Below are 24,699 nucleotides of genomic sequence, written 5' to 3' on the forward strand. Positions count from 1 at the left end.
TGAGGAGCGCCCGAAATGCCGCACATCGCCGTCACCCTTGCCGCCGCCTCCGCAGAACAGGGGCCGGGGGCCACGCTCCGGATCGTGCTGCTGGTCTCGATCGTCGGAGCGGTGCTGCTGGCCTGGATTCTGCTGCGCGGATACCGCAACACCGACGACAACGACTGAGTCGGCGTGAGCGTGCCCGAAGGCCCCGCATACGATGTGCCCGACGTCGTTCTTCCGTCTCACGATCGATAGGTCCTGCCGAAGATGAGCCTCACGAGCACCGCACACGAGCTGGTCACCCTCGCCTCCGGAGGTGAGGGCGGCGGCAACCACGAGAGCCTCAACCCCTACCTCGTCGGTGGCCTGGCCTTCCTCGCGCTGATGTTCCTGCTGTGGATCACCACCCGCTTCAACCGCGACCGCTGAGTCAGAGGCGTACAGCTGTGCCAGTAGGCTCTGCACGCATGGGAGAGCAGGAAGTGCCTACCGGCCCCGAGAAGCGCCGGATCGGCGTCATGGGCGGGACATTCGACCCGATTCATCATGGACACCTGGTGGCGGCCAGTGAAGTGGCCGCCCAGTTCCATCTCGACGAGGTCATGTTCGTCCCGACCGGGCAGCCGTGGCAGAAGAGCCACAAGACGGTCTCCCCGGCCGAGGACCGCTACCTGATGACGGTCATCGCCACCGCGTCCAACCCGCAGTTCTCGGTCAGCCGCAGTGACATCGACCGTGGCGGACCGACGTACACCATCGATACGCTGCGGGACCTGCGCGAGGTCCACGGCGACGCGGACCTCTTCTTCATCACCGGCGCCGACGCGCTCTCCCAGATCCTCACCTGGCGCGACGCGGAGGAGCTGTTCTCGCTCTCGCACTTCATCGGTGTGACCCGGCCGGGTCACGTGCTCACGGACGACGGGCTCCCCGAGGGCGGTGTCTCCCTCGTGGAGGTGCCCGCGCTGGCGATCTCGTCCACGGACTGCCGTGAGAGGGTCGCGCAGGGGGAGCCGGTCTGGTACCTGGTGCCGGACGGCGTGGTCCGCTACATCGACAAGCGCCAGCTGTACCGCGGCGACTGAGCCACGGAGAGGGGCACCGGTGAACGACCGACAGAACCCGTACGGCCACGACCCGTACTACCAGCAGCCGCAGATCATCGGCTACGACGAGTACGGGCAGCCGGTGTACCAGCAGCAGGGGCAGCAGGGCGGACAGCAGTACGACCCCTACACCGCCCAGCAGGGCCAGGGGCAGGAACAGCGCCAGGGGCAGGTCCCCGACGCGGGGTCGGGGTACGGATACGACCCGTACGGCCACTCCCAGCAGCCCCAGGGTCAGCCCTACGACCCCTACGCGGGCCAGCAGCACCCCCAGCAGGACCAGGGCGGCCAGGGATACGGCCAAAGTCAGGGCCAGGCGCAAAACCAGGGGCAGGGCTACGGGTACGGGGCCTACACCGACTACGGCTACACCTCCGGGCAGCAGCCCGCGGCCGTCGACACCGACCAGTGGAACATCCCGCAGCAGGCCGCCGCCCCCGCACCGGAGCAGGCACCGCAGCAGCACGCCCCGCAGCCGGCCGCGCGGCCCACGCCTGAGCAGGCCCCCGCGCCGGAGTCGGCGGCCGAGCAGGACCCCGCCGTCCCCGGGCAGCGCGCCCCCGCGCCTGACTACCGCACCGAACAGTTCTCGTTCATCGAGGAGCCCGACGAGGACTCCGAAGACGTCATCGACTGGCTGAAGTTCACCGAGAGCCGCAGCGAACGGCGCGAGGAAGCGCGGCGCAAGGGCCGCAACCGGATGATCGCCCTGATCGTCGTCGCCGTGCTCGTGGTCGTCGGCGGCGTCGGCTACCTCTGGTCCGCCGACCTGCTCCCCGGCCTCTCCGGCACGGAGGAGAAGAAGTCGGTCGCCGTGGGCGCGCAGCAGCGCGACGTGATCGTGGTGCACCTGCACAACACCAAGAAGGGCGGCACGTCGACAGCTCTCCTCGTCGACAACGCCACCACCAAGCAGGGCACCACCGTCCTCCTGCCGAACACCCTCGCCGTCGCCGGTGACGACGGAGCCACCACCACGCTGGGCAAGTCCGTCGACGACGACGGCAGGACCGGCACCAGGGAGTCGGTCGAGACCCTCCTCGGTACCAAGATCAGCGGCACCTGGCGGCTGGACACCCCGTACCTGGAGATCCTCGTCGAGCAGGTCGGCAACATCGAGATGGACACCGACATCGATGTTCCCGACGCCAAGAAGGGTGCAGCGCCCCTGGTGAGGAAGGGGGAGGCGCAGACGCTCAGCGGCCCGATGGCCGTCGCGTACGCCACCTACCTCGCGCCCGGGGAGGCCGAGGCCAAGCAGTTGACGCGGTTCGGGGAGGTCATGCGCGCGGTGCTGCGCAAGATCTCGGAGGATCCCAAGGCCGCGACCGTGACCGTGGAGACGCTGGCGCAGGTCCTGGACCCGTCGCTGCCCGAGAAGGACCTCGGGGCCTCGCTGGCCAAGCTGGCCTCGCGGGCCAAGGTCGGCGACTACAAGACGGCGATGCTGCCGGTCCAGGACGACGGCACCCTCACCGACGCGGCCACCCGCAGCGTCGTCAAGGACATCCTCGGCGGCACGGTGAAGGCTCCCGAGGAGGGCGCGCCCCTGCGGGTCGCCGTCCGCAACGCCACCGGGAACGCCGACGCCGGCGAATCCGCCCGGATCACGCTGGTCAACGGCGGTTACGCCTTCGTGGACAGCGGCAAGGCCGAGACCGAGGCCGCGTCCGTGGTGCTGTACCGCGGCGCCGGGGACAAGGAGAAGGCCACCGAGGTCGCCAAGACCCTGGGGCTGCCCGCCGGTGCGGTGAAGAAGGGCGAGCCGGCCGCCAACGCGGACGTGTCCGCCGTGCTGGGGCAGGACTACAAGAGCAAGTAATCGTCCCATCGTCGGCGGGAGGGGTTGTCGGCGGTCCGTGAGACCCTAGAGGTTGCATCCGACCGCCGACGAAAGCCTGCATGTGACCGCCACGGACCGCTCCATCGAGCTCATCAACGCCGCCGCTCAGGCGGCCGCCGACCGGCTCGCGCACGACATCATCGCCTACGACGTCAGCGATGTGCTGTCGATCACCGACGCCTTCCTGCTGGCCTCGGCTCCCAACGACCGCCAGGTCAAGTCGATCGTCGACGAGATCGAGGAGCAGCTCCAGAAGCAGCTCGGCGCCAAGCCGGTGCGCCGTGAGGGCGACCGCGACGCCCGCTGGATCCTCCTCGACTACGTCGACATCGTCATCCACGTCCAGCACAGCGAGGAGCGCGTCTTCTACGCGCTGGAGCGCCTGTGGAAGGACTGCCCGGAGATCGCCCTCCCCGAGGACGCGATCAAGACCCGCGGCAAGGCCGAGGAGCACGCACAGCTCAACGGCAGCACGGAAGGTGACCAGAGCTGAACGGCAGCCGCAGCGGCAGGGGCCGCAGAATCGTCCTCTGGCGTCACGGCCAGACCGCGTGGAACCTGGAGCGGCGCTTCCAGGGCTCCACGGACATCGAGCTCACCGAGGAGGGCGTCGGGCAGGCCCGCAGGGCCGCCCGGCTGCTCGCCTCGCTGAAGCCCGACGCCGTCGTCGCCTCCGACCTCCGGCGGGCGGCGGCCACGGCCGCCGAGCTCGCCGCCGTCACCGGTCTCACCGTGGCCCACGACGCCGCACTCCGTGAGACGTACGCGGGTGAGTGGCAGGGCCTGACGCACGTGGAGATCGTCGAGCGGTACGGCGAGCAGTACGCCGCCTGGAAGCGCGGCGAGCCGGTGCGCAGGGGCGGCGGTGAGCTGGAGACCGAGGTCGCCGACCGGGCCGCACCCGTCGTCCTGGAGCACGCCGAGAAGCTGCCCGTCGACGGCACGCTCGTCGTGGTCAGCCACGGCGGCACGATCAGGACGACGATCGGCCGTCTCCTCGGCCTGGAGGCGCACCACTGGGAAGGGCTCGGCGGGCTGAGCAACTGCTGCTGGTCCGTCCTGGGCGAGGGCGCGCGCGGCTGGCGCCTGCTGGAGCACAACGCCGGCACGCTGCCGGAACCGGTGCTCGGCGACGACGACTAGGGCCACCCCCGGACCCTGTTCGCAGGCCGTCGCAGGGCCGTCCCCGGGCGGCCGCGGCCGGATTTCACTTTCCGGCAGGTCACACGCTAAAGTTCTTCTTGTTCGCAGCGCGGAAACGCAGGGAAACACAGCGGACAGCGGGGCTATAGCTCAGTTGGTAGAGCGCCTGCATGGCATGCAGGAGGTCAGGAGTTCAATTCTCCTTAGCTCCACTCGCAACAGGTGAAGCCGGGCAGTTCATGATCTTCCTCGATGAGGGATCACGAACCGCCCGGCTTTCCTCGTTCTCCCGGGCCCGAACCTTCCTCGGGAGACGGCGAGCGGGCTGACCCCCTTGCGGGGCCATGGCAGAATCGGAGCGCCGGAGGGGGCGACGGACCGATCGGGAGGGAGTGCGATGCCTGCGAGTCGCGAACACGTCCCCGACCTGCCCCTTGTCGCCGCCTCGTCCCCCGGCCCCGTAACGTCCGAAGATCGATCCCGGCTCGGCTGTCCGTCCTGCGGTTCGTCCCACGTGGCCCAAGTCCTGGGCGACAACGGAGGGGTCTCCTACGTGTGTACGGCCTGCGGCCACAGCTGGAGCTGACTGATGGGTGCACACAGGCGTAAGTGCGACTGGTGCGGCAGCGGTACGCCCATTGTCAGGGACATGGACCCGATCAACGCGGAATACCAGTACTGGTGCGAGGAATGCGCCCGGGCGCTGATCATAAAAGGCGACCCCATCGAGACCTACCGGGAGCTGGAGGGGGAGCCGATCTACGGGCGGCTCCTGGAGGAGCACTGCACCCTCAAGCGCTTCTACTCCTTCGCCACGGCGTGATCGTCCAGGCCTCTGACCTGCGGTTGCCGGTTCAACCCACAGGATAATTCGGGCATATGCGTGCGCACCGGAAACGATTTGGTGAAGCACCGGGGGGACCGTGTAATGTTCTCGATGTCGCCAAGGGAAACCGGGCGGCGGACAGCACGGGGCTATAGCTCAGTTGGTAGAGCGCCTGCATGGCATGCAGGAGGTCAGGAGTTCAATTCTCCTTAGCTCCACAAGTTCCCCATCAAGAAGCGGGGCCACCCGATCCGGGTGGCCCGCTTCTTTTGGTCGTGACGCCCGGTCAGTCGCGTCCGCTGCCCAGGGCCCGCCGGTTGACGGCGGGCAGCGCGGGGCGCTGCTCGGGGGCCGGCTGCTCGATCCGCAGCGCCAGCGCGGGGCAGCGCCGTACGGCCCGCTGGGCCCGTCCGCGCAGGTGCATCGGGACCGAGGCGTCCGCCACCGCCGGATAGCCGTCAGGGCCCAGCCTGATGAGCTCGGGGACGATGTCCGCGCAGAGACCGTGGCCCTGGCAGAGCGTCCAGTCCACCGCCAGCTTCTCGCCGCTGGGGATCGACTCCTCCAGGTCCTGGTAGCCGGAGGCGGGCAGCGGCAGCACGCCGAGCGTCTCGCGCCCGCAGCCGCCGTCCAGGACATGTGCGGCGAGGTCGTCGGTGAACGCCGACAGCGTCGACATCAGGAACCGCGCCGAACCGTCCGGGTGCTTGCACGCGCCCCGGCCCTTCACGGCCTGGGTCACCTCGCGCAGGGCCTCCAGCGCGGCGGGCCCGCCGCCGTTCAGCACGTCGGACAGTCCGCCCGCTGCCGCCGGGAGCCCCAGCTTGCACGGGCCGCACTGTCCGGCGGTCTCGGCGGCCAGCCAGTTCGCGATCCGGAGTGATTCGCCGAGCGGGCAGGTCTCCGGCCCGATCGGCAGGATCGCGCCCGCCCCGAGCGCGCCGCCGACGGTGGCCAGGGACTCGCGGGATACCACCGCGTTGTGGGAGGCGACCGCGTCGATCCAGTTGCCGTGGTAGCCGCCGGTCAGGACCCCTTGGGGCAGCGGCGGCGCTCCGGCGAGCTGGAGGACGTACCGCAGCGGCACCCCGGTCGGCACCTCGACGACCATGGGCCGCGCCACGGCGCCGGAGACGGTGAGCAGGACGGTGCCGGGTTCGTTCGGCAGCCCGGTGTGCCCGTAGCGGCGGGGGCCGATCCGGGCGGCGACGGCGAGCTGGGCGTACGTCTCCGCGTTCGACAGCAGGGTCGGGGAGCCGCCGACCCCGGTCTCGGCCACCCGCTCACGCCGGCCCGGAGGCATGGCGGGGCCGCCGTTGGCCGCCCGGATCACCGAGGACGCCTCGCCGGAGACCATGCGTTCCGGGGTGCGCACCACGCGGGCGCGCAACTGCTGGCCGCGCCGGTCGGAGAGACCGCGCTCGGCCAGTGCCGCGCGGACGGAGACCTCGGTGGAGTTACGGGTGACGGCGACGACCAGCGTGCGCGCGCCGAGCGCCTCGGCGGCCAGCAGGGCGCCGTCCAGGATCAGGTGCGGGGCGCGGTTGAGCAGGACGGTGTCCTTGCGGCAGGCGGGCTCGCCCTCGCTCCCGTTGATCACGACGACGGGCCGCACCCCGCGCCGGATGGACGCCTTCGCCACGGCCCGCATCTTCTTCCCGAAGGGGAACCCGGCGCCGCCCCGCCCGCGCAGGGAGATCGCTTCGGCCAGCTCGGCCAGCCGCTCGCCGGTCATCGGTTCGAGGGGCCCGTGCACCTTCAGGTGCATGGCGAGGTCGAGCCGCTCCACCAGGTCGAAGCCGATGGTCAGTTGCGGCAGGCCGACGACGCGGACCTCGGGAACATCGGGGAGGGGGGCGTTCACGGTCGGTCTCCTGCGGGTGCGTGCCACGGTTCGCCGGCCGGGGGCGCGGAGAACGGTCCGGCCGGCGGTTCGGCGCCGGTGCGGGGGGTGGGTGTGATGGGGACGGCTGGGGTGGGGACGGCTGTGGCGGAGGGCTCGGGCGCCGGCGCCGCCCGGTACGGGGTTTCCCAGGACGCTTCGTAGGAGGTCTCGTAGGAGGTTTCGTAGGAGGGGGCCGGGGCGCTGGGCATCGGGACGCTGCCGGTCGGAGCGCTGTCGAAGGAAGGCGTCGCGTCAGCTGTGCCGTACGCCGGGGTGCCGTAAGGGGACGTCGTGGAGAGCGGCGACGCGTACAGAGGTGGTTCCTGCGGGGGCGCGTAGGTGTGCTCGCCTCCCTGCGGGCCGTGCTGGGCCTGCGCGGGCGGGGCGGGGGACGGAGCGGGCCACCTGGCGCCCGGCGGGCGGGCGGCGCCACCGGCCTGGGAGACGGCGCGGTACCCGGCCGATATCCCCGGCCCGCCCGACGCTCCGATCCCCGGCCCCATCCCCGGCCCACCCGTCGTCCCGATCCCCGGCCCGCCCATGGGGCCGTCGGCCAGCCGGTCGGAGCTACGGGGCGGCGGTTCGTACGGAGGGGGTTCGTACGCCGGGGGCTGGACCCCGTACAGCAGCTCCGTCGGCGCCTCGTGCAGGGAGTGCGTCTCCTGCGGCGAGTGCAGCGAACCGGACAGTGGTACGGGTGGGGGCATCGGCGGGGGGAGCGGCGCCGACAGGGTGCGCGGGCGCACCGGAGTGCCCCGGACCTCCCGGTCCGGGGCACTCCACCCCTCGGGGTCCGCGGCAGGCGGCTCGCGGTCCCGGCCGGGCCCCCGCTCCGCGCCCGGCCGCGAGGACCCGCGCAGTACCGGGTCCGGCATGTCGAAGTCCGCGTCCGGGCTCATGAGCGCGGTGATCCGGTCGGTGATCCGGCGCTTCGTCGGACGGGGCAGCAGCCGCAGGCACAGGGCGCCGGCTACGGCGGTGAGGCAGAGGCCGTACATCACGACGACCCAGGTGGCGGGCGCCCGCCCCGCGTACAGGCCGTGGACCAGCGCGGCGCACCAGGCCGGGTAGGCCAGGGCGTGCAGCGCGCGCCACCGGCCCGCGATGCCGCCCGCCTCCCTGGGGGAGCCCAGTGACTGTCCCAGCCGGGTGGCCGCGGGGGAGGGGTGGGCGAACGCGCTGCGCAGGGCGCCGGTCGCGGCCGTGACGACCATGAGCAGTCCGGCCAGCGAGCCGAAGCCGATCAGCCCCGCCGTACCCGTGACACCGAGGCCGAAGGGTATGAGGGCGCCGATCAAGGACACATGGCCGAGGGTGATTTTCACGGTGCCGTGCAGCAGCAGGAAGCCGAGCGCGGCGATGGCCGTGGCCCGGTGGATGCCCTGGCAGATGATCCGCTGCCGGGTGGAGAGGAACAGCCGGTCGGTGGCCAGCAGGCCCCAGGCGACGGCCGCGCTGAGCGACACCAGCGACAGCACGCCGGTGGTGAAATCGAGGGTGGCGCGGAAGCCGTCGCTCCCCGCGACGGCGAGCAGAGGGACGAAAACCAGGGCGGTGACAGTCAGGCCGCCCTGTACAGGCCGACTCATTCCGGGGCTCATGCTGGGGGATACGCGGATCTTGCGATGAGAGTTCAGAGAGTGCAGAGGGTTCATGGGGGCGACTCCGAATAGTTCGGCAAAGCGGTCCCGTTGCCGCATGCTAGGGCGCCCCATACCAACCAGTACGGGCTTTGCTCGGTTGCCCCGATAGAGGTCGGTACGCCGAGTAACCTCTTCGATCCACGTTCTCCGGGGCTGTTTCTCCGGCCCGTTTTCCGGGCGTACACGGGCGGTGTCCACCCACCGGCCGCCGCCCGCTCCCCTCCGGGCCCGTGCGGTACCCTGACGCCATGCGTGCCGTACGCCTTCTGCTTAGCGAGCCGCGCTGAAGAGTCCCGACCGGTGAGAACGCCTGGTCGGAGTCAGCGCGGCGTCCCCTCCTGTGCGAGGGGATTTTTCGTTTCCCGGCAGATGACGATCGATGGAGCTTTGAGGATCATGAGCGAGACGAATTCCGCAGCCGAGACGGCCGCGCCGCACCGCTACACGGCGGCGATGGCCGCCGACATCGAGGCACGCTGGCAGGACTTCTGGGACGCGGAGGGGACGTACGAGGCACCGAACCCCACCGGTGATCTGGCGGGCGACCCGGAGCTGGCCGCCAAGCCGAAGAAGTTCATCATGGACATGTTCCCGTACCCCTCGGGCGCCGGGCTGCACGTCGGACACCCGCTGGGCTACATCGCCACCGATGTCTACGCCCGCCACCAGCGGATGACCGGCCACAACGTGCTGCACACCCTGGGCTTCGACGCGTTCGGCCTGCCCGCCGAGCAGTACGCCGTCCAGACGGGCACGCACCCCCGGGCCTCCACCGAGGCCAACATGGAGAACATGAAGGTCCAACTGCGCCGGCTGGGTCTGGGCCACGACAACCGTCGCTCGTTCGCGACGATCGAGGCCGAGTACTACAAGTGGACGCAGTGGATCTTCCTGCAGATCTTCAACTCCTGGTACGACACCGAGGCCGACCGGGCCCGCCCGATCGCCGAGCTGGTCGAGCAGTTCGAGAACGGCACCCGGGCGACCCCCGACGGCCGTGAGTGGAGCGCGCTGACCGCCGCCGAGCGCGCCGACCTGCTGGGCCGGTACCGCCTGGCGTACGCCTCCGACGCACCCGTCAACTGGTCGCCCGGCCTGGGCACCGTCCTGGCCAACGAGGAGGTCACCGCCGACGGCCGCTCCGAGCGCGGCAACTTCCCCGTCTTCAAGGCCAAGCTGCGCCAGTGGAACATGCGCATCACCGCCTACGCCGACCGGCTGCTGGACGACCTGGACGGGCTGGACTGGCCCGAGGCCATCAAGCTGCAGCAGCGCAACTGGATCGGGCGGTCCGAGGGCGCCCGCGTCGAGTTCCCGGTCGACACCGCCGGCGGCATCACCGTCTTCACCACCCGTCAGGACACCCTGTTCGGCGCCACCTACATGGTGCTGGCGCCCGAGCACGAGCTGGTCGAGCGGATCATCCCGGCCGCCTGGCCCGAGGGCACCCACCCGGTGTGGACCGGCGGGCACGCGAGCCCGGCCGAGGCCGTCACCGCGTACCGCAAGCAGGCCGCCGCCAAGTCCGACGTCGAGCGGCAGGCCGAGGCCAAGGACAAGACCGGTGTCTTCACCGGCGCGTACGCGACCAACCCGGTCAGCGGCGAGAAGGTCCCCGTCTTCATCGCGGACTACGTCCTGATGGGGTACGGCACCGGCGCGATCATGGCCGTACCGGCGCACGACGCGCGCGACTTCGCCTTCGCGCGCGCCTTCGAGCTGCCGATGCGCTGTGTCGTCCAGCCGTCCGACGACCGCGGCACCGACCCCTCCACGTGGGACGACGCCTTCGGCTCGTACGACGCGAAGCTGGTCAACTCCGCCAACGACGAGATCTCGCTGGACGGCCTGGGCGTCGTCGAGGCCAAGGCGAGGATCACCGAGTGGCTGCAGGAGCACGGCGTCGGTGAAGGCACCGTCAACTTCCGGCTGCGCGACTGGCTGTTCAGCCGCCAGCGGTACTGGGGCGAGCCCTTCCCGATCGTGTACGACGAGGAAGGCATCGCCCACCCGCTGCCCGAGTCGATGCTGCCGCTGGAGCTGCCGGAGGTCGAGGACTACTCGCCGCGCACCTTCGACCCGGAGGACGCCGACACCCAGCCGGAGACCCCGCTGTCGCGCAACGCGGACTGGGTCAACGTCACGCTGGACCTGGGCGACGGCGCCGGTCCGCGGAAGTACCGCCGTGAGACCAACACCATGCCCAACTGGGCCGGTTCCTGCTGGTACGAGCTGCGCTACCTGGACCCGACCAACGACCGGCAGCTGGTCGACCCGTCGATCGAGCAGTACTGGATGGGCCCGCGCGAGGGGCAGCCGACCGGCGGCGTCGACCTGTACGTCGGCGGCGCCGAGCACGCCGTACTGCACCTGCTGTACGCGCGCTTCTGGTCCAAGGTGCTGCACGACCTGGGCCACATCTCGTCCGCCGAGCCGTTCCACAAGCTGTACAACCAGGGCATGATCCAGGCCTTCGTCTACCGCGACGCCCGGGGCATCGCCGTCCCCGCCGCCGAGGTGGAGGAGCGCGACGGCGCCTTCTACTACGAGGGCGAAAAGGTCAGCCGCGTCCTGGGGAAGATGGGCAAGTCCCTGAAGAACGCGGTCACGCCGGACGAGATCTGCGCCGAGTACGGCGCGGACACACTGCGCCTGTACGAGATGGCGATGGGCCCGCTGGACGTGTCGCGCCCCTGGGACACGCGGGCCGTGGTCGGCCAGTACCGGCTGCTGCAGCGGCTGTGGCGCAACGTGGTCGACGAGGAGACCGGCGAGGTCACCGTCGTCGACACCGAGCCCGGTGAGGAGACCCTGCGGGCCCTGCACAAGGCCATCGACGGGGTCGGCCAGGACCTGGAGGGGATGCGGTTCAACACCGCCATCGCCAAGATCACCGAGCTGAACAACCACCTGACGAAGGCGGGCGGCCCGCTGTCGCGGTCCGTGGCCGACCGGCTGGTCCTGCTGATCGCCCCGCTGGCCCCGCACATCGCGGAGGAGCTGTGGCGCCGGCTGGGCCACACCGAGTCCGTCGTCCACCAGGACTTCCCGGTGGCCGACCCGGCGTACGTCGTGGACGAGACCGTCACCTGTGTCGTCCAGATCAAGGGCAAGGTCCGGGCCCGCCTGGAGATCTCGCCCGCCATCACGGACGAGGAGCTGGAGGCACTGGCCCTGGCGGACGCGGCGGTCGTCGCGGCGCTGGGCGGCGCCGGGATCCGCAAGGTGATCGTGCGCGCGCCGAAGCTGGTGAACATCGTCCCCGCGTGACCCTTTTCGTACGTTGTTAGGGCCATCCCCTACGGGCAGGTTGGGGGTTCCGAAGGAACCCTCGGCCTGCCCGCTCCGTTTACGGTGGAGGGGAGCGACCGCTACCGGCAGCCGCATCGAGACACCGAGGGGCATTCATGGAAGCCGCGATCACGATCCTGGCGCTGCTCTTGGTCGCGTTCATCGCGCTGGGCGTCTATGCGACCGTGAAGGCTGTCGGCGTGGCCAAGCGAGGCGTGGACCGCACGATCACCCAGGCCCGCCGCACGGTGGAGGACACCACGCTCCGGGCCAAGAGCTTCGGCCAGACCGGTGTCGCGGGGGAGCTGGCCCAGCTCCGGCTCGCCCTGCGCACCTCGATGCGCGCCACCCAGGACGCCCTGCACGCCGGGGTGGCGGAGGACTCCTCACTCGCGGAGTCGGTCGGCCTCTTCCGGCGGCTGAGCGCCCACGGCCTGGAGCTGGACGAGGAGCTGAAGCGGCTGGAGCGCGAGCCGGACCGGGCGACGGTCGCCGGCCTGCTGCCGCAGCTGAGGGAGCGCACCGAGCGGATCACCCACTCGGCGGACTCGCTGCGCTGGGCGGCCCGGGACCGCGCGCGGCAGTTCGCCGACGACGACCTGGACGCGCTGAACGCGCAGATCGACATCGAGGCGGGGGCCCTGCGGCACTGGACCGTGGAGGAGCGGCCTGGGACCTCGCAAGGGCCGGAGGCCGGGGCGACGCGGGGGCGCGACGCGGGGGTGGACTGGCCCGAGCCGGCCACCGGGGGCGGCAACAGCAGTACGGCGGAGGAGTCCTGGGGCGGACCGGCCCGCGAGGAGGCCCCGCAGGCGATCACCGCGCCGGACCCGCACCTGCGGACGAAGTACCCGTGGCAGAAGGCGCCCAGGCCGGAGACGACCAACTGACGGTTGCGCGGTGACAGGACGCGTTCCGAAGTGACCGCGAATGATCGCGGGGCCGGGGCCGGGCTCCCGCACTCCCACCTCGGCAGGTAACCTCCGGCTCATGTCCCGCCATGTCGCTATCGTCACTGATTCAACGGCCTACCTGCCGCGCCGGACGATGGAACGGCACGGCATCACCGCGGTGCCGCTGACCGTCGTCCTGGGCGATCAGGCGCTGGAGGAGGGCACGGAGATCTCGGCCCGCTCGCTCGCCCTGGCCCTGCAGAAACGCCACTCCGTGACCACCTCGCGCCCCAGCCCCGAGGTCTTCGCCGCGACCTACCGGGCGGCCGCCGACGGCGGGGCCGACGCCGTCGTCTCCCTGCACCTGTCGGCGGAGTTCTCGGGCACGTACGATGCCGCGCTGCTCGCGGCCAAGGACGCCCCGATCCCGGTACGCGTGGTGGACACCGGCATGGTCGCCATGGCCCTGGGCTTCTGCGCGCTCGCGGCCGCGGAGAGCGCGGAGGCGGGCGGCAGTCCGGACGAGGTCGTGGTGGCGGCGGAGAAGCGGGCCGCCGCGACATCCGCGTATTTCTATGTCGACACCCTGGACTACCTCCGCAGGGGCGGCCGTATCGGCACGGCCCAGGCGCTGCTGGGATCCGCGCTCGCGGTGAAGCCGATCCTCCAGCTCGACGGCGGCCGGATCGAGATGCTGGAGAAGGTACGGACGGCGTCCAAGGCCATCGCCCGCCTGGAGGAGATCGTCGCCGAGCGGGCCGGTCAGGCCGCGGTGGACATCGCCGTCCACCACCTCGCGGCGCCGGAGCGCGCGGAGCGCCTGGCCGATCGGCTGCGGGAACGGGTGCCGGGGCTGGCCGACCTCCATGTCAGCGAGGTGGGTGCGGTGATCGGGGCGCACACGGGGCCGGGGCTGCTCGGCGCGGTGATCTCGCCGCGGTGATCTATCGGCGGTGATCTCTCCGTGGTGATCTCTCCGTGATGGCGGGTGCCGGTGATGTCCTGGCGGTGACGGGGTGCCTGGCGAGGTGGTGCAACCCTCGGACGGGTGACCGGGATATCCACAACTGGCCGGTTGTCCACAGGAATCGGGGCTGCTCAGCGGGTTCGGGCGGGTGTGCCTAACGTCGTGAGGCATGGCCCTTCGAACTTCTCGGATGTCGATCCCCGACGCCCTGTCCGCTGCCGCTGACTACGCGTCTGCCGCCGCCCCGCCCCCGGTCTCGCCGTCTCGGGCGCCGTCTCCCCTCTCGTCTCCCGTCCCGTCTCCGATCCCGTCTCCGATCCCGGCTTCGGTACCGGCTCCCGGTGGTCCGGCTGCCGGAGTGGCGGCCGCCACCGAACGTGCTCCGGCGGGCGGGCGCCGGGTGCGGCGCGGTCCCGGTAGCCGCCCGAGCGGCCGGGCGGGGGTCCGTCCCGGTGCCCGGCCCGGCGCCCGCCCTGGCAGGCCCGGGTCCGCGCGCGGCCGTGCCGCCCTGGCGGCGGCGGCCGCGAGGCGCCGGGCGGACGCGCTGATGGCGGGTGGGCCGGGGCCGGGTGCGGCTGCTGAGTCGAGCTCGGGTGTGGGTGCTGAGCCGGGCCTCGGTGTGGTTCCTGATCCCGGTCCGGGTGTGGTTCCTGAGCCCGGTTCCAGCACGTACCCGCTGCTTGACGACGGCGTGGGGGAGCGCGCGGGGGAGTGCGCCCACCCCCGGACAGTTGGACCCTCACAGGTGGGGCGTGTGGTGTCGGGGCTCTGGGACCGGGTGCCCTTGTGGGTGCGAATCAGGTGGGGGCTGGCACCTCGGACGCTCGCGGCGCTGGCCCTGGTGCTGGTGGCGGCCGTCGGCCTCGCCGCCTTCCACTTCTGGTCCGTGCGTCCGCAAGGGGTGCGTGCGCCCGAGACGGTGGAGGCGGGGGCCGCGGCGGTGGCCGACGATCCGTTACGGGCCACCGGCGCGGACCCGGTGCCCCGGCCGGTTGCGGGCGCGCCGCCTTCCCCTCCTCCCGAACCGGCCCGGGAGATCGTCGTGGATGTCAGCGGCAAGGTGCACCGCCCAGGCGTCCAGCGCCTGCCGGCCGGTTCCAGGGTGGCGGACGCGCTCCGGGCGGCGGGCGGAGTGCGCGCCGGGACCGATGTGACGGGGCTCAACCGGGCCCGCGTGCTCATGGACGGCGAGCAGGTGGCGGTGGGGGTGCCCCAGGCCCCGGCTGCCCTCGGCGCGACCGGCGCGACCGGCGGGGCGGCGGGCGGCGTGACCGGCGCCCCGGGTTCGCCCGGTCCGGCGGCACCGCTGAGCTTGAGCGGGGCGACCAAGGAGCAGCTCGAAACCCTGCCGGGGGTCGGGCCCGTGCTGGCGCAGCACATCATCGACCATCGCACGGAGAACGGCGGATTCCGGTCCGTCGACGAGCTCCGGCAGGTCAACGGCATCGGTGACCGCCGGTTCGCCGACCTCCGACCGCTCGTGCAGCCGTGAACGGCCCCGAGGCGGGTGTGGCCGACCGGGACGCGACCGCCACCCCGAGCGGTGTGCCGGGGACAGCCGGGGCCCGGGAGGAGGGTCCGACGGATCTGCGGCTCGTCCCGCCGGCGCTGGCGGTCTGGGCGGCCGCGGCGCTCGCGCTGGGGCTGCCGGGGCGCTGGGTGGCCGCGGGGGTGGCGGTCTGTGCCGGCGTGGCGCTCGTGCTCCTGGCGGCCGCGTCCGCCGCCGGAAGCAGGCGTGCCGCCATGCCCTCCGGAGACAGGCGGGCCGCAGCCCCGGCCGGGGGCGGACCCGCCGTCGCACCGGCCGGCGGAAGGCGGGGCGCCGCATCTACTGGGCGCAAGCGGGCTGCCGCACCTACGGGGCGCAAACGGGCCGTCGCGGCGGGAGCCGTGCTGCTCTGCGCGGCGGCGGGCGGGGCCACGGCGGGACTGCACGGCGCCGACGTGCGGCGAGGCCCCGTCCCCGGGCTGGCGCAGGAGCATGCGCGGGTCGACGCCGAGGTGCGGATCACCTCGGACCCCCGGCCGACCCGCCCCGGCGTGCGGGGCAGCCACAGCACCCCCGCCATGCTCCTGCTCGACGCGGACATCACCGAGGTGACCGCCCCCGACGGCCACCGCACCCGGGTCCGGACACCCGTGCTCCTCATGGTCTCGCCCGGGGACGACCGGGCGCGGTGGCAGGAGCTCCTGCCGTCCACCCGGCTGCGCGTCGGCGGCCGCCTCTCACCCCCCGCCCACCAGGGTGAACGCCTGGCCGCCGTCCTGCGGGTGGATGCCGAAGGGCCACCCCGGATCACCGGGCCCCCGACGGCCGTCCAGCGCGTGGCCGGGAAACTGCGCTCCGGACTGCGGGAGGCGACGGACGGTCTCGATGCCGACGCGCGGGCGCTGCTGCCGGGGCTGGTGGTGGGAGACACCTCCAGGGTCCCGCCGGAGCTCCACGACGCCTTCAAGGCCACCGACCTGACGCACCTGTTAGCGGTGTCCGGGGCAAACCTGTCGATCTTGCTCTTCCTCCTCATCGGCCCGCCCGGATCGGCGCTGAACAGTGAAAGGCGAGGTCTGGCGCCGAAGTTGGGCATCTCCCTGCGGGGGACCGCGCTGATCGGCGGCGCGCTGACGCTCGTCTTCATCGTCGTCTGCCGTCCCGAGCCGAGCGTCCTGCGCGCGGCGGCCTGCGGTCTGATCACCCTGCTCGCCATCGGGACCGGCCGCCGCAGGTCACTGATCCCCGCCCTGGCGGCGGCCGTGGTGCTCCTGGTGCTGTACGACCCCTGGCTGGCCCGGAGTTACGGGTTCCTGCTGTCGGTCCTGGCCACCGGGGCCCTGCTGACGCTCGCGCCGCGGTGGAGCGCGGCGCTCCAGCGGCGGGGGATGCCGGTCCGGTTCGCCGAGGTGCTGGCGGCGGCGGCAGCGGCGCAGGCGGTGTGTGCGCCCGTGGTGGTGGTCCTGGCCTCGCGGGTGAGCCTGGTGGCGATTCCGTGCAACCTGCTGGCGGAGTTCGCGGTGGCGCCCGCGACGGTGTTCGGGTTCGCGGCGCTGGCCGTCGCCCCGGTCGCCCCATCGGTGGCCGAACTGCTGGCGTGGGTCGCGGGCTGGCCGGCCGGGTGGATCGCCTCGGTGGCCCGCACGGGGGCGGGCCTTCCCGGGGCGGAGGCCCCGTGGCCCGGGGGGTGGGCCGGCGCCGCGCTCCTCGCGCTCCTCACGGTCCTGGCCGTGCTGCTCGCCCCTCGGCTGATTCGCCATCCCTGGCTCTGCCTCGCCGCCGCGCTGCTCCTGGTCCTGGTGGTGCTCCGCCCGGCCCCGCTGACCCGGATCGTCACCGGGTGGCCGCCGCCCGGCTGGGCGTTCGCGCTGTGCGACGTCGGGCAGGGCGATGCGATGGTGCTCGCGGCCGGGGAGGGGACGGGGGTGGTCGTCGACGCCGGACCCGACCCCCGCTCGGTCGACCGCTGCCTGCGCGATCTCGGGGTCACCCGCGTCCCGCTCGTGATCCTCACCCACTTCCACGCCGACCATGTGAGGGGGCTGCCCGGCGTGCTGCGGGGCAGGGCGGTGGGCGCGGTCCAGACGACGAGCCTCGACGAGCCGCCCGAGCAGGCCGCGTTCGTCCGGCGTACGGCGGCGACGGCCCGGGTCGCGACGGTGCGGGCGGTACCCGGCGAGCGACGCCGGGCGGGGCCGCTGGACTGGCGGGTCCTCTGGCCGCGCGACGGGCCCGGGGGAGCCGGGCGAGCCGGAGCGGTGAAGGGGGCGGGCGGGCCGAACGACTCCAGCGTGACCCTGCACGTACGGGCCGCGGGCGGACTGACGCTGCTGCTCCTCGGCGACCTCGAACCACCGGCCCAGCGGGGGTTGCTGCACAGCCCGGCGGGACTGCCCCGGGTGGACGTCCTCAAGGTGGCCCACCACGGCTCGGGCTTCCAGGACGCGGGGCTGCTCGACCGTACGCGGCCGAGGCTGGCGCTCATCTCCTGCGGTGCGGACAACCCGTACGGCCACCCGGCACCCCGTACCCTCGACGCGCTCAGGGCCGCCGGGGCGCGGGTCCTGCGGACCGACACCGACGGCGCCATCGCGGTGACGGGGGCGGGCAAGGAGCTGCGGGCGGTGGCCCGTTCAGGAGGGGAGGGGTGACCGGTCGAGGGAGGAAGGCGGGACCAGCCAGGCACCGGCGAGCATCAGGTCGCGGTCGGCCAGCTCGTTCACCTCCCGCCAGGCCCGGACGGTGTGCGGAGTGACGCGCAGGTACACCCACGGCGCGTTCTTCCGCGGGTCCCACGTGAGCTTCGCCGCGAACGCGTCCCCGGAGGCGGTGGGGAGGGCCGTTCCCTCAATGATCTCGGCCTCTCCCTCGATGAGCACCACGTCGCGGGTGGGGCCGAGGGTGAGCCTGATCGGGCCGGTGGGGGTCACGTTGACCGCCGTCGGGTTGGTCCTCCGCGTCGCCATCAGCAAGGTGTCCCCGTGCCAGACGAACGACAGCGGCACCAGGCAGGGGGTGCCGTCCGGGGAAGCGGTCGCCACCCACGCGTCCACGTCGTCACGGAGGCGGTCGAGCGTGTCCCGTAGGCGCTGTTCGCGGCTGCGCGGAGGGTGTGGGGTGGTGGTCATGGCCGTCACGCTAACCGCCGTCCGGGACGGTGCGCGTCGGCCGCCGGACCTAGGTCTTTCGCCCCGTTCGGGCCCGAGGCGCCCCGAGGTGCTACGGCTTCTCCAGCCACCCCTCGTACTCCGCCGCGAACTCGTCCAGCGCGGCCGGGTCCAGGCGACCGGCCGGGTCCTCCACGACCACCAGCCACTGGGCGTCCTCGGCGTCGTCCTCGCCGGCCAGGGCGTCCCGTACGAGCTGGGGTTCCTCGGCGACCCCGAAACGGTCCGCCAGCTCCCCGGCCACCTCCTCCGCGGCGTCGCGGTCGGGCAGCACCAGTACATGTCTCTCATCGCTCACCCGGACATTCTCCGGTACGGGCAGCCGTGCCCCGCACCCTGGGACGGCGGGGGATCCGGGCTGTCAGTGGGCCATGGGATGCTGGATCGCGATGGCCACCAGGAAGAATTCCACCGACGATCCGCTCGCCCCCCTCACCCTCGCCGTGGGCCAGGAGGACCTCCTCCTGGACCGTGCGGTGCAGCAGGTGGTGGCGGCGGCCCGCGCTGCCGACGCCGATACGGATGTCCGTGATCTGACGTCCGACCAGGTGCAGCCCGGCACGCTCGCCGAGCTCACCAGCCCCTCGCTCTTCGCCGAGCGCAAGGTCGTGATCGTGCGCAACGCGCAGGACCTCGCGGCCGACACGGTCAAGGACGTCAAGGCGTATCTCGGGGCGCCGGTCGAGGAGATCACGCTCGTCCTGCTGCACGCGGGCGGAGCCAAGGGCAAGGGGCTCCTGGACGCGGCGCGCAAGGCCGGGGCCCGGGAGGTCGCCTGCCCGAAGACCACCAAGCCGGCCGAGCGGCTCTCCTTCGTACGGTCGGAGTTCCGGACCCATGGGCGGTCCGCGACGCCGGAGGCGTGCCAGGCGCTGGTCGACTCCATCGGCAGCGATCTGCGGGAGCTGGCCAGTGCGGTGTCGCAGCTGATCGCGGATGTCGAGGGGACGATCGACGAGGCGGTCGTCGGGCGCTACTACACGGGGCGGGCGGAGGCGTCGTCGTTCACGGTCGCCGACCGGGCGGTCGAGGGGCGGGCGGCGGAGGCGCTTGAGGCGCTGCGGTGGTCGCTGTCGACCGGGGTCGCGCCCGTGCTGATCACCAGTGCGCTGGCGCAGGGGGTGCGGGCGATCGGGAAGCTGTCCTCCGCGCGGGGCGGGCGGCCGGCGGACCTCGCCCGGGAGCTGGGGATGCCGCCGTGGAAGATCGACCGGGTGCGGCAGCAGATGCGGGGGTGGACGCCGGACGGGGTGGCCTCGGCCCTGCGGGCCGTGGCTGCGGCGGACGCGGGGGTGAAGGGTGGGGGGGACGACCCGGAGTACGCCCTGGAGAAGGCCGTTGTCGCGGTGGCGCGGGCCGCCAGGTCTGGGCGGTAGCCGTTCCCTCACGGTTCACCGCTGGGTGCGGGGCCCTGTCGTGACCGGTTCCGTCCTCAAACGCCGGACGGGCTGGGAGGGAATGCCCCGGACGGGCTGGATACAGCACGCCGTAAATGCCCCGGACGGGCTGACATGCGAAAGCCCCGGAGCGCTGATCTGGGGAGATCGGCGTCCGGGGCTTCCGGGTCACGCTCTTGGTGCGCCGCACCCGCGTGGCGAACGCAGGTTCGGTGTGCGGCGCGGGGTGCCGGTCAGGGACGGGAGAGAGGGCCCGTCGAGTCCGTTCCGGCGGTCACATCAGTGAGCTTCGGGAAGAAGCTCAGGCCTGCAGGGAGGCGACCTTGGACGCCAGCGCCGACTTCTTGTTGGCGGCGGCGTTCTTGTGGATGACACCCTTCGAGACAGCCTTGTCGAGCTGACGGGAAGCGTCGCGGACGGCCGTGGTGGCCTTCTCGGCGTCACCGGCAACGACGGCCTCGCGGGCCTTGCGGATCGCGGTCTTGAGCGACGACTTGACGGCCTTGTTGCGCAGGCGCGCCTTCTCGTTGGTCTTGTTCCGCTTGATCTGGGACTTGATGTTCGCCACGAAAGAGCCTTTTCAGGTTCGATTGGATCTACCAGGTGAGCCACGCCGCTCGCGAGAGCCACGAGGCACAGCTGTCCACGGTAGCAGTCACCCTCCGACCAGCCCAAACCGGTCACTGTCCCGCAGGCGTGGGACGATGGAGCCTACGTATCGATCCGACCGACGATCCGACCGACCCGACATCGACCCGAGACACGGCGTTCGGCGTCTCAAGAATCAGGACCCTGCGTGCCCGCGACTCCTTCCAACGTGCCCGAGCCGAGCCGTACCGACCCGGCGCTGATCCGCAATTTCTGCATCATCGCGCACATCGACCACGGCAAGTCGACCCTTGCCGACCGGATGCTCCAGCTGACCGGTGTGGTCGACCAGCGGCAGATGCGTGCTCAGTACCTCGACCGGATGGACATCGAGCGCGAGCGCGGCATCACCATCAAGTCCCAGGCGGTCCGACTTCCCTGGGCGCCCAACACGGGCGAGGACACGGGGACCACCCACATCCTCAACATGATCGACACCCCGGGCCACGTGGACTTCACCTACGAGGTCTCGCGTTCGCTCGCGGCCTGCGAGGGCACGGTCCTGCTGGTCGACGCCGCGCAGGGCATCGAGGCCCAGACGCTGGCCAACCTCTACCTGGCGATGGAGAACGACCTCACCATCGTCCCGGTGCTCAACAAGATCGACCTGCCCGCCGCGCAGCCGGAGAAGTTCTCCGAGGAGCTGGCCAACCTCATCGGTTGCCAGCCGGAGGACGTGCTGAAGGTCTCCGCCAAGACCGGTGTCGGCGTGGACGCGCTGCTCGACCGGGTCGTGCGGGACGTTCCCGCCCCGGTCGGCGTCGCGGACGCCCCCGCCCGCGCGATGATCTTCGACTCGGTCTACGACTCGTACCGGGGTGTCGTCACCTACGTCCGTGTCGTCGACGGACAGCTCAACAAGCGCGAGCGCATCAGGATGATGTCGACCGGCGCCACTCACGAGCTGCTGGAGATCGGGGTGTCCTCCCCGGAGATGACCCCGGCCGACGGCATCGGCGTGGGCGAGGTCGGCTACATCATCACCGGTGTGAAGGACGTCCGGCAGTCCAAGGTCGGTGACACGATCACCTCCCTCAACAACGGGGCGACCGAGGCGCTCGGCGGTTACAAGGACCCGAAGCCGATGGTCTTCTCGGGGCTGTATCCGCTCGACGGATCGGACTACCCGGACCTGCGCGAGGCGCTGGACAAGCTCCAGCTCAACGACGCCGCCCTGGTCTACGAGCCGGAGACCTCCGCCGCGCTCGGCTTCGGCTTCCGCGTCGGCTTCCTCGGCCTGCTCCACCTGGACGTGGTCCGCGAGCGGCTGGAGCGCGAGTTCGGCCTCGACCTCATCGCCACCGCGCCCAACGTGGTCTACCGGGTCGAGATGGAGGACGGCACCGAGCACGTCGTCACCAACCCGAGCGAGTTCCCCGAGGGCAAGATCGACAAGGTGCACGAGCCGGTCGTCCGCGCCACGGTGCTGGCCCCCAGCGAGTTCATCGGCGCGATCATGGAGCTCTGCCAGGGCCGGCGCGGCACCCTGCTCGGCATGGACTACCTCTCCGAGGACCGGGTCGAGATCCGCTACACCCTGCCGCTCGCCGAGATCGTCTTCGACTTCTTCGACCAGCTCAAGTCCAAGACCCGCGGTTACGCCTCCCTCGACTACGAGCCCACCGGCGAGCAGTCGGCCCACCTCGTCAAGGTCGACATCCTGCTCCACGGTGACAAGGTGGACGCGTTCTCCGCGGTCACGCACAAGGACAAGGCGTACGCGTACGGCGTACGGCTCGTCGCCAAGCTGCAGAAGCTCATCCCGCGGCAGAACTTCGAGGTGCCGATCCAGGCCGCCATCGGCGCCCGGGTCATCGCCCGTGAGACGGTCCGCGCCATCCGCAAGGACGTCCTCGCCAAGTGCTACGGCGGTGACATCTCCCGTAAGCGGAAGCTGCTGGAGAAGCAGAAGGAGGGCAAGAAGCGGATGAAGATGGTCGGCAACGTGGAGGTTCCGCAGGACGCCTTCATCTCGGTGCTGTCGACCGACGAGTCCGCCGGGGAGAGCAAGGGCAAGAAGTAGTTCCCGCGCCGACGCCTGACGACGACCAGGCCGTTGTCTGACGACGACCGGGCCGACGCCTGACGACGACGAGGCCGACGTCTGACGACGACCGGGCCGACGCCCGCCGACGGTCGGCCGAAGGGCCCTCACCCCGCAGTAACGTGCGGAGCGAGGGCCCTTTCGTTATGAAAGCGGCGGCTCGTTGCCTCTTACGTGGCGGACGAGTGGCCTCTACTCTGATCACGCATCGTTGGTTACTCGCCAGTTAAACAAGCCGAACAAGCAGGTTGCGCAGCAGGACGTACAGAGCAAGTCGCCGTATCAAAGAAGCCGGTCGTAGCAATGCCGCAGGCCCGGAGGACGTCGTGAGCGACACACAGACCTTGATCGATAACCGGCCGCCCTCCGTGGCGGCCCTCTTCATCGACCGCGTGGCGGCGACCCCGGACGGGGAGGCCTACCGCTATCCGGTGCCGTCGGCCTCGGGCGAGGGTCCCGACGACTGGAAGTCGCTGAGCTGGGGACAGGCCGCGAAGCGGGTCTACGCGATCGCCGCCGGGCTGATCGCGCTCGGCGTGCGGCCCGAGCAGCGGGTCGCCCTCTCCTCCGCCACCCGGGTCGAGTGGGTCCTCATCGACCTCGGCGTGATGTGCGCGGGCGCCGCGACCACCACGGTCTACCCCTCGACGAACGCCGAGGAGTCCGCCTTCATCCTGGCCGACTCCGAGAGCCGCATCCTCATCGCCGAGGACGCCGAGCAGCTCGCCAAGGCCCGGGAGCGCCGCACCGAGCTGCCCGACCTCGCCCATGTCGTCGTCATCGACCCGGCCGGCGTCGAGCCCGCCGAGGGCGACCCCGATGGCTGGATCATCACCCTCGACGATCTGGAGGCCCGGGGCAACGAGCTGCTCGCCAAGACCCCGGACGCGGTCACCGAGCGGGTCGCCGCCATCACCGCCGACCAGCTCGCCACCCTCATCTACACCTCCGGCACCACCGGCCGCCCCAAGGGCGTACGGCTGCCGCACGACAACTGGTCGTACATGGCCAAGGCCACCGTGGCGACCGGCCTGATCACCGCCGAGGACGTGCAGTACCTCTGGCTGCCGCTCGCCCACGTCTTCGGCAAGGTCCTCACCTCGGGCCAGATCGAGGTCGGCCACGTCACCGCGATCGACGGCCGCATCGACAAGATCATCGAGAACCTGCCGGTCGTCCAGCCGACCTACATGGCGGCCGTGCCCCGGATCTTCGAGAAGGTCTACAACGGGGTCGCCTCCAAGGCCCGTGCGGGCGGCGGCGCCAAGTACAAGATCTTCCAGTGGGCGGCCGGGGTCGGCCGCGAGTACGCCAAGGTCTCCCAGGACAACTACCGCCGCACCGGCAAGGCCTCCGTCCCCTTCGCGCTCGGCGCCAAGCACAAGGTCGCCGACACGCTGGTCTTCTCCAAGATCCGCGACGCCTTCGGCGGCCGGCTGCGCGCCTGCATCTCCGGCTCCGCCGCCCTCGCCCCCGACATCGGCTTCTTCTTCGCGGGCGCCGGCGTCCACATCCTGGAGGGCTACGGCCTCACCGAGAGCAGCGCCGCCTCCTTCGTCAACCCGGGCGAGGCCTACCGCACCGGCACCGTCGGCAAGCCGCTCCCCGGCACCGAGGTCCGCATCGCGGACGACGGCGAGATCCTGCTGCGCGGCCCCGGCATCATGCAGGGCTACCACAACCTGCCCGAGAAGACCGAAGAGGTCCTGGAGTCGGACGGCTGGTTCCACACCGGTGACATCGGCGAGCTGTCGGCCGACGGCTACCTGCGCATCACCGACCGCAAGAAGGACCTGATCAAGACGTCGGGCGGCAAGTACGTCGCCCCGGCCGAGGTCGAGGGCCAGTTCAAGGCGGTCTGCCCGTTCGTCTCCAACATCCTGGTGCACGGCGCGGACCGTAACTTCTGCACCGCGCTCATCGCCCTCGACGGCCCGACCATCCTGAACTGGGCCGCCGAGAACGGCCTGGAGGGCAAGGAGTACGCGGACGTCGTCGCCGCCCCGCAGACCGTCGAGCTCATCGACGGGTACGTACAGCGCCTCAACGAGGGCCTCCAGCGCTGGCAGACCATCAAGAAGTTCCGCCTCCTGCCGCGCGACCTGGACGTCGAGCACGGTGAGCTGACCCCGAGCCTCAAGCTGAAGCGGCCGGTCGTCGAGCGGGAGTACCAGGGGCTGATCGACGAGATGTACGCGGGCTCACGCGAGGCGTGACGCGAGGGGCCGAAGCGCCTTGGGTACGCGGACGGGGGGGGGCCCCCCCCCCCCGGGGGGGGGGCCCCCCCCCCCCCGGGGCCCGCCCCCGGGCGGGGGGGGGGGGGGGAGGCCCCGGGCCCCCACGAAACCCGCCCCCCCCGGCGGGGGCCACGT

At 71.8% G+C, this 24,699-nt stretch carries 21 protein-coding genes and 2 tRNA genes; 18 read left to right on the forward strand and 5 right to left on the reverse strand.

Annotated features, from left to right (window positions below):
• Nucleotides 1-15: 15 nt before the first annotated feature.
• The 10 genes from ACFWRT_RS19275 (at nucleotide 16) to ACFWRT_RS19320 (ending at nucleotide 5,121) form a co-directional block, all read left to right on the forward strand.
• Nucleotides 16-168: a hypothetical protein gene (locus tag ACFWRT_RS19275; protein WP_380954727.1), complete on the forward strand. Its 153-nt coding sequence runs from the start codon at nucleotides 16-18 to the stop codon at nucleotides 166-168.
• Nucleotides 169-252: 84 nt separating this feature from the next.
• Entirely contained in the window at nucleotides 253-414 is a 162-nt protein-coding gene (locus ACFWRT_RS19280; protein WP_018511513.1) for a hypothetical protein, read from the forward strand.
• Nucleotides 415-452: 38 nt separating this feature from the next.
• Nucleotides 453-1,070: a nicotinate-nucleotide adenylyltransferase gene (gene nadD / locus ACFWRT_RS19285; protein WP_380954728.1), complete on the forward strand. Its 618-nt coding sequence runs from the start codon at nucleotides 453-455 to the stop codon at nucleotides 1,068-1,070.
• A 19-nt stretch (nucleotides 1,071-1,089) separates the two neighbouring features.
• Nucleotides 1,090-2,913 carry an LCP family protein gene (locus tag ACFWRT_RS19290; RefSeq protein ID WP_380954729.1) on the forward strand — a complete coding sequence of 608 codons (1,824 nt, stop codon included), beginning with the start codon at nucleotides 1,090-1,092 and terminating at the stop codon, nucleotides 2,911-2,913.
• Between the two features lie 82 nt (nucleotides 2,914-2,995).
• Nucleotides 2,996-3,427 carry a ribosome silencing factor gene (gene rsfS, locus ACFWRT_RS19295; protein WP_030563602.1) on the forward strand — a complete coding sequence of 144 codons (432 nt, stop codon included), beginning with the start codon at nucleotides 2,996-2,998 and terminating at the stop codon, nucleotides 3,425-3,427.
• Complete coding sequence (locus ACFWRT_RS19300; RefSeq protein ID WP_380954752.1) at nucleotides 3,424-4,077, forward strand: histidine phosphatase family protein; 654 nt, start codon at nucleotides 3,424-3,426, stop codon at nucleotides 4,075-4,077. The genes rsfS and ACFWRT_RS19300 overlap by 4 nt, the downstream gene beginning before the upstream one ends.
• Nucleotides 4,078-4,216: 139 nt before the next feature.
• Nucleotides 4,217-4,289 (forward strand) — tRNA-Ala (locus tag ACFWRT_RS19305).
• 185 nt (nucleotides 4,290-4,474) lie between these two features.
• Nucleotides 4,475-4,663, forward strand: a complete 189-nt coding sequence (locus ACFWRT_RS19310; protein ID WP_078533114.1) for a hypothetical protein — start codon at nucleotides 4,475-4,477, stop codon at nucleotides 4,661-4,663.
• A gap of 3 nt (nucleotides 4,664-4,666) precedes the next feature.
• Entirely contained in the window at nucleotides 4,667-4,900 is a 234-nt protein-coding gene (locus ACFWRT_RS19315) for a hypothetical protein (protein ID WP_018487125.1), read from the forward strand.
• 148 nt (nucleotides 4,901-5,048) lie between these two features.
• Nucleotides 5,049-5,121, forward strand: a tRNA-Ala gene (locus tag ACFWRT_RS19320).
• Nucleotides 5,122-5,189: 68 nt separating this feature from the next.
• Here ACFWRT_RS19320 and ACFWRT_RS19325 read toward each other — a convergent pair.
• On the reverse strand, nucleotides 5,190-6,767 hold the full coding sequence (locus tag ACFWRT_RS19325) for a ferredoxin (protein WP_381121323.1): 1,578 nt from the start codon (nucleotides 6,765-6,767) through the stop codon (nucleotides 5,190-5,192).
• On the reverse strand, nucleotides 6,764-8,377 hold the full coding sequence (locus tag ACFWRT_RS19330) for a hypothetical protein (RefSeq protein WP_380954730.1): 1,614 nt from the start codon (nucleotides 8,375-8,377) through the stop codon (nucleotides 6,764-6,766). Before ACFWRT_RS19330 ends, ACFWRT_RS19325 begins: the two co-directional genes overlap by 4 nt.
• 450 nt (nucleotides 8,378-8,827) lie before the next feature.
• Between ACFWRT_RS19330 and leuS the strand changes: the two genes are divergently transcribed.
• From leuS to ACFWRT_RS19355, 5 genes are all read left to right on the forward strand, one after another.
• Nucleotides 8,828-11,701, forward strand: a complete 2,874-nt coding sequence (gene leuS, locus ACFWRT_RS19335; RefSeq protein ID WP_380954731.1) for a leucine--tRNA ligase — start codon at nucleotides 8,828-8,830, stop codon at nucleotides 11,699-11,701.
• A gap of 137 nt (nucleotides 11,702-11,838) precedes the next feature.
• Nucleotides 11,839-12,612: a hypothetical protein gene (locus tag ACFWRT_RS19340; RefSeq protein ID WP_380954733.1), complete on the forward strand. Its 774-nt coding sequence runs from the start codon at nucleotides 11,839-11,841 to the stop codon at nucleotides 12,610-12,612.
• Nucleotides 12,613-12,712: 100 nt separating this feature from the next.
• Entirely contained in the window at nucleotides 12,713-13,558 is an 846-nt protein-coding gene (locus tag ACFWRT_RS19345) for a DegV family protein (protein ID WP_380954735.1), read from the forward strand.
• Between the two features lie 814 nt (nucleotides 13,559-14,372).
• Nucleotides 14,373-15,074, forward strand: coding sequence for a ComEA family DNA-binding protein (locus tag ACFWRT_RS19350; protein ID WP_380954737.1), 702 nt, complete (start codon nucleotides 14,373-14,375; stop codon nucleotides 15,072-15,074).
• Nucleotides 15,075-15,091: 17 nt separating this feature from the next.
• Nucleotides 15,092-17,722 carry a ComEC/Rec2 family competence protein gene (locus ACFWRT_RS19355; RefSeq protein ID WP_380954753.1) on the forward strand — a complete coding sequence of 877 codons (2,631 nt, stop codon included), beginning with the start codon at nucleotides 15,092-15,094 and terminating at the stop codon, nucleotides 17,720-17,722.
• Here the strand turns inward: ACFWRT_RS19355 and ACFWRT_RS19360 are convergent.
• Complete coding sequence (locus ACFWRT_RS19360) at nucleotides 17,705-18,199, reverse strand: pyridoxamine 5'-phosphate oxidase family protein (protein ID WP_380954739.1); 495 nt, start codon at nucleotides 18,197-18,199, stop codon at nucleotides 17,705-17,707. The two genes, ACFWRT_RS19355 and ACFWRT_RS19360, sit on opposite strands and share 18 nt — an antisense overlap.
• Before the next feature lie 91 nt (nucleotides 18,200-18,290).
• Nucleotides 18,291-18,536 carry a hypothetical protein gene (locus ACFWRT_RS19365; RefSeq protein WP_380954740.1) on the reverse strand — a complete coding sequence of 82 codons (246 nt, stop codon included), beginning with the start codon at nucleotides 18,534-18,536 and terminating at the stop codon, nucleotides 18,291-18,293.
• A gap of 91 nt (nucleotides 18,537-18,627) precedes the next feature.
• On the opposite strand from ACFWRT_RS19365, the gene holA reads away from it, so the two are divergent.
• Nucleotides 18,628-19,614 (forward strand): DNA polymerase III subunit delta, encoded by a 987-nt coding sequence (gene holA / locus ACFWRT_RS19370; protein ID WP_380954742.1) that lies wholly within the window; start codon nucleotides 18,628-18,630, stop codon nucleotides 19,612-19,614.
• Between the two features lie 322 nt (nucleotides 19,615-19,936).
• Here holA and rpsT read toward each other — a convergent pair whose 3' ends face one another.
• On the reverse strand, nucleotides 19,937-20,203 hold the full coding sequence (gene rpsT / locus ACFWRT_RS19375) for a 30S ribosomal protein S20 (protein ID WP_326705921.1): 267 nt from the start codon (nucleotides 20,201-20,203) through the stop codon (nucleotides 19,937-19,939).
• A gap of 228 nt (nucleotides 20,204-20,431) precedes the next feature.
• Between rpsT and lepA the strand changes: the two genes are divergently transcribed.
• Together lepA and ACFWRT_RS19385 are read left to right on the forward strand one after the other, a co-directional pair.
• Nucleotides 20,432-22,306, forward strand: a complete 1,875-nt coding sequence (gene lepA / locus ACFWRT_RS19380; protein ID WP_380954744.1) for a translation elongation factor 4 — start codon at nucleotides 20,432-20,434, stop codon at nucleotides 22,304-22,306.
• Between the two features lie 347 nt (nucleotides 22,307-22,653).
• On the forward strand, nucleotides 22,654-24,543 hold the full coding sequence (locus tag ACFWRT_RS19385; protein WP_380954745.1) for an AMP-dependent synthetase/ligase: 1,890 nt from the start codon (nucleotides 22,654-22,656) through the stop codon (nucleotides 24,541-24,543).
• Nucleotides 24,544-24,699: the final 156 nt, after the last annotated feature.

Source organism: Streptomyces cyaneofuscatus, assembly GCF_042718795.1.
Taxonomy (GTDB): Bacteria; Actinomycetota; Actinomycetes; order Streptomycetales; family Streptomycetaceae; genus Streptomyces; species Streptomyces cyaneofuscatus_A.

Coding starts and splice junctions, on each gene's coding strand:
- ACFWRT_RS19275 (WP_380954727.1), top strand. CDS start 16: ATGCCGCACATCGCCGTCACCCTTGCCGCCGCCTCCGCAGAACAGGGG.
- ACFWRT_RS19360 (WP_380954739.1), bottom strand. CDS start 18,199: ATGACCACCACCCCACACCCTCCGCGCAGCCGCGAACAGCGCCTACGG.
- ACFWRT_RS19315 (WP_018487125.1), top strand. CDS start 4,667: ATGGGTGCACACAGGCGTAAGTGCGACTGGTGCGGCAGCGGTACGCCC.
- ACFWRT_RS19345 (WP_380954735.1), top strand. CDS start 12,713: ATGTCCCGCCATGTCGCTATCGTCACTGATTCAACGGCCTACCTGCCG.
- ACFWRT_RS19340 (WP_380954733.1), top strand. CDS start 11,839: ATGGAAGCCGCGATCACGATCCTGGCGCTGCTCTTGGTCGCGTTCATC.
- nadD (WP_380954728.1), top strand. CDS start 453: ATGGGAGAGCAGGAAGTGCCTACCGGCCCCGAGAAGCGCCGGATCGGC.
- ACFWRT_RS19330 (WP_380954730.1), bottom strand. CDS start 8,377: ATGAGTCGGCCTGTACAGGGCGGCCTGACTGTCACCGCCCTGGTTTTC.
- ACFWRT_RS19280 (WP_018511513.1), top strand. CDS start 253: ATGAGCCTCACGAGCACCGCACACGAGCTGGTCACCCTCGCCTCCGGA.
- holA (WP_380954742.1), top strand. CDS start 18,628: ATGGCCACCAGGAAGAATTCCACCGACGATCCGCTCGCCCCCCTCACC.
- leuS (WP_380954731.1), top strand. CDS start 8,828: ATGAGCGAGACGAATTCCGCAGCCGAGACGGCCGCGCCGCACCGCTAC.
- ACFWRT_RS19310 (WP_078533114.1), top strand. CDS start 4,475: ATGCCTGCGAGTCGCGAACACGTCCCCGACCTGCCCCTTGTCGCCGCC.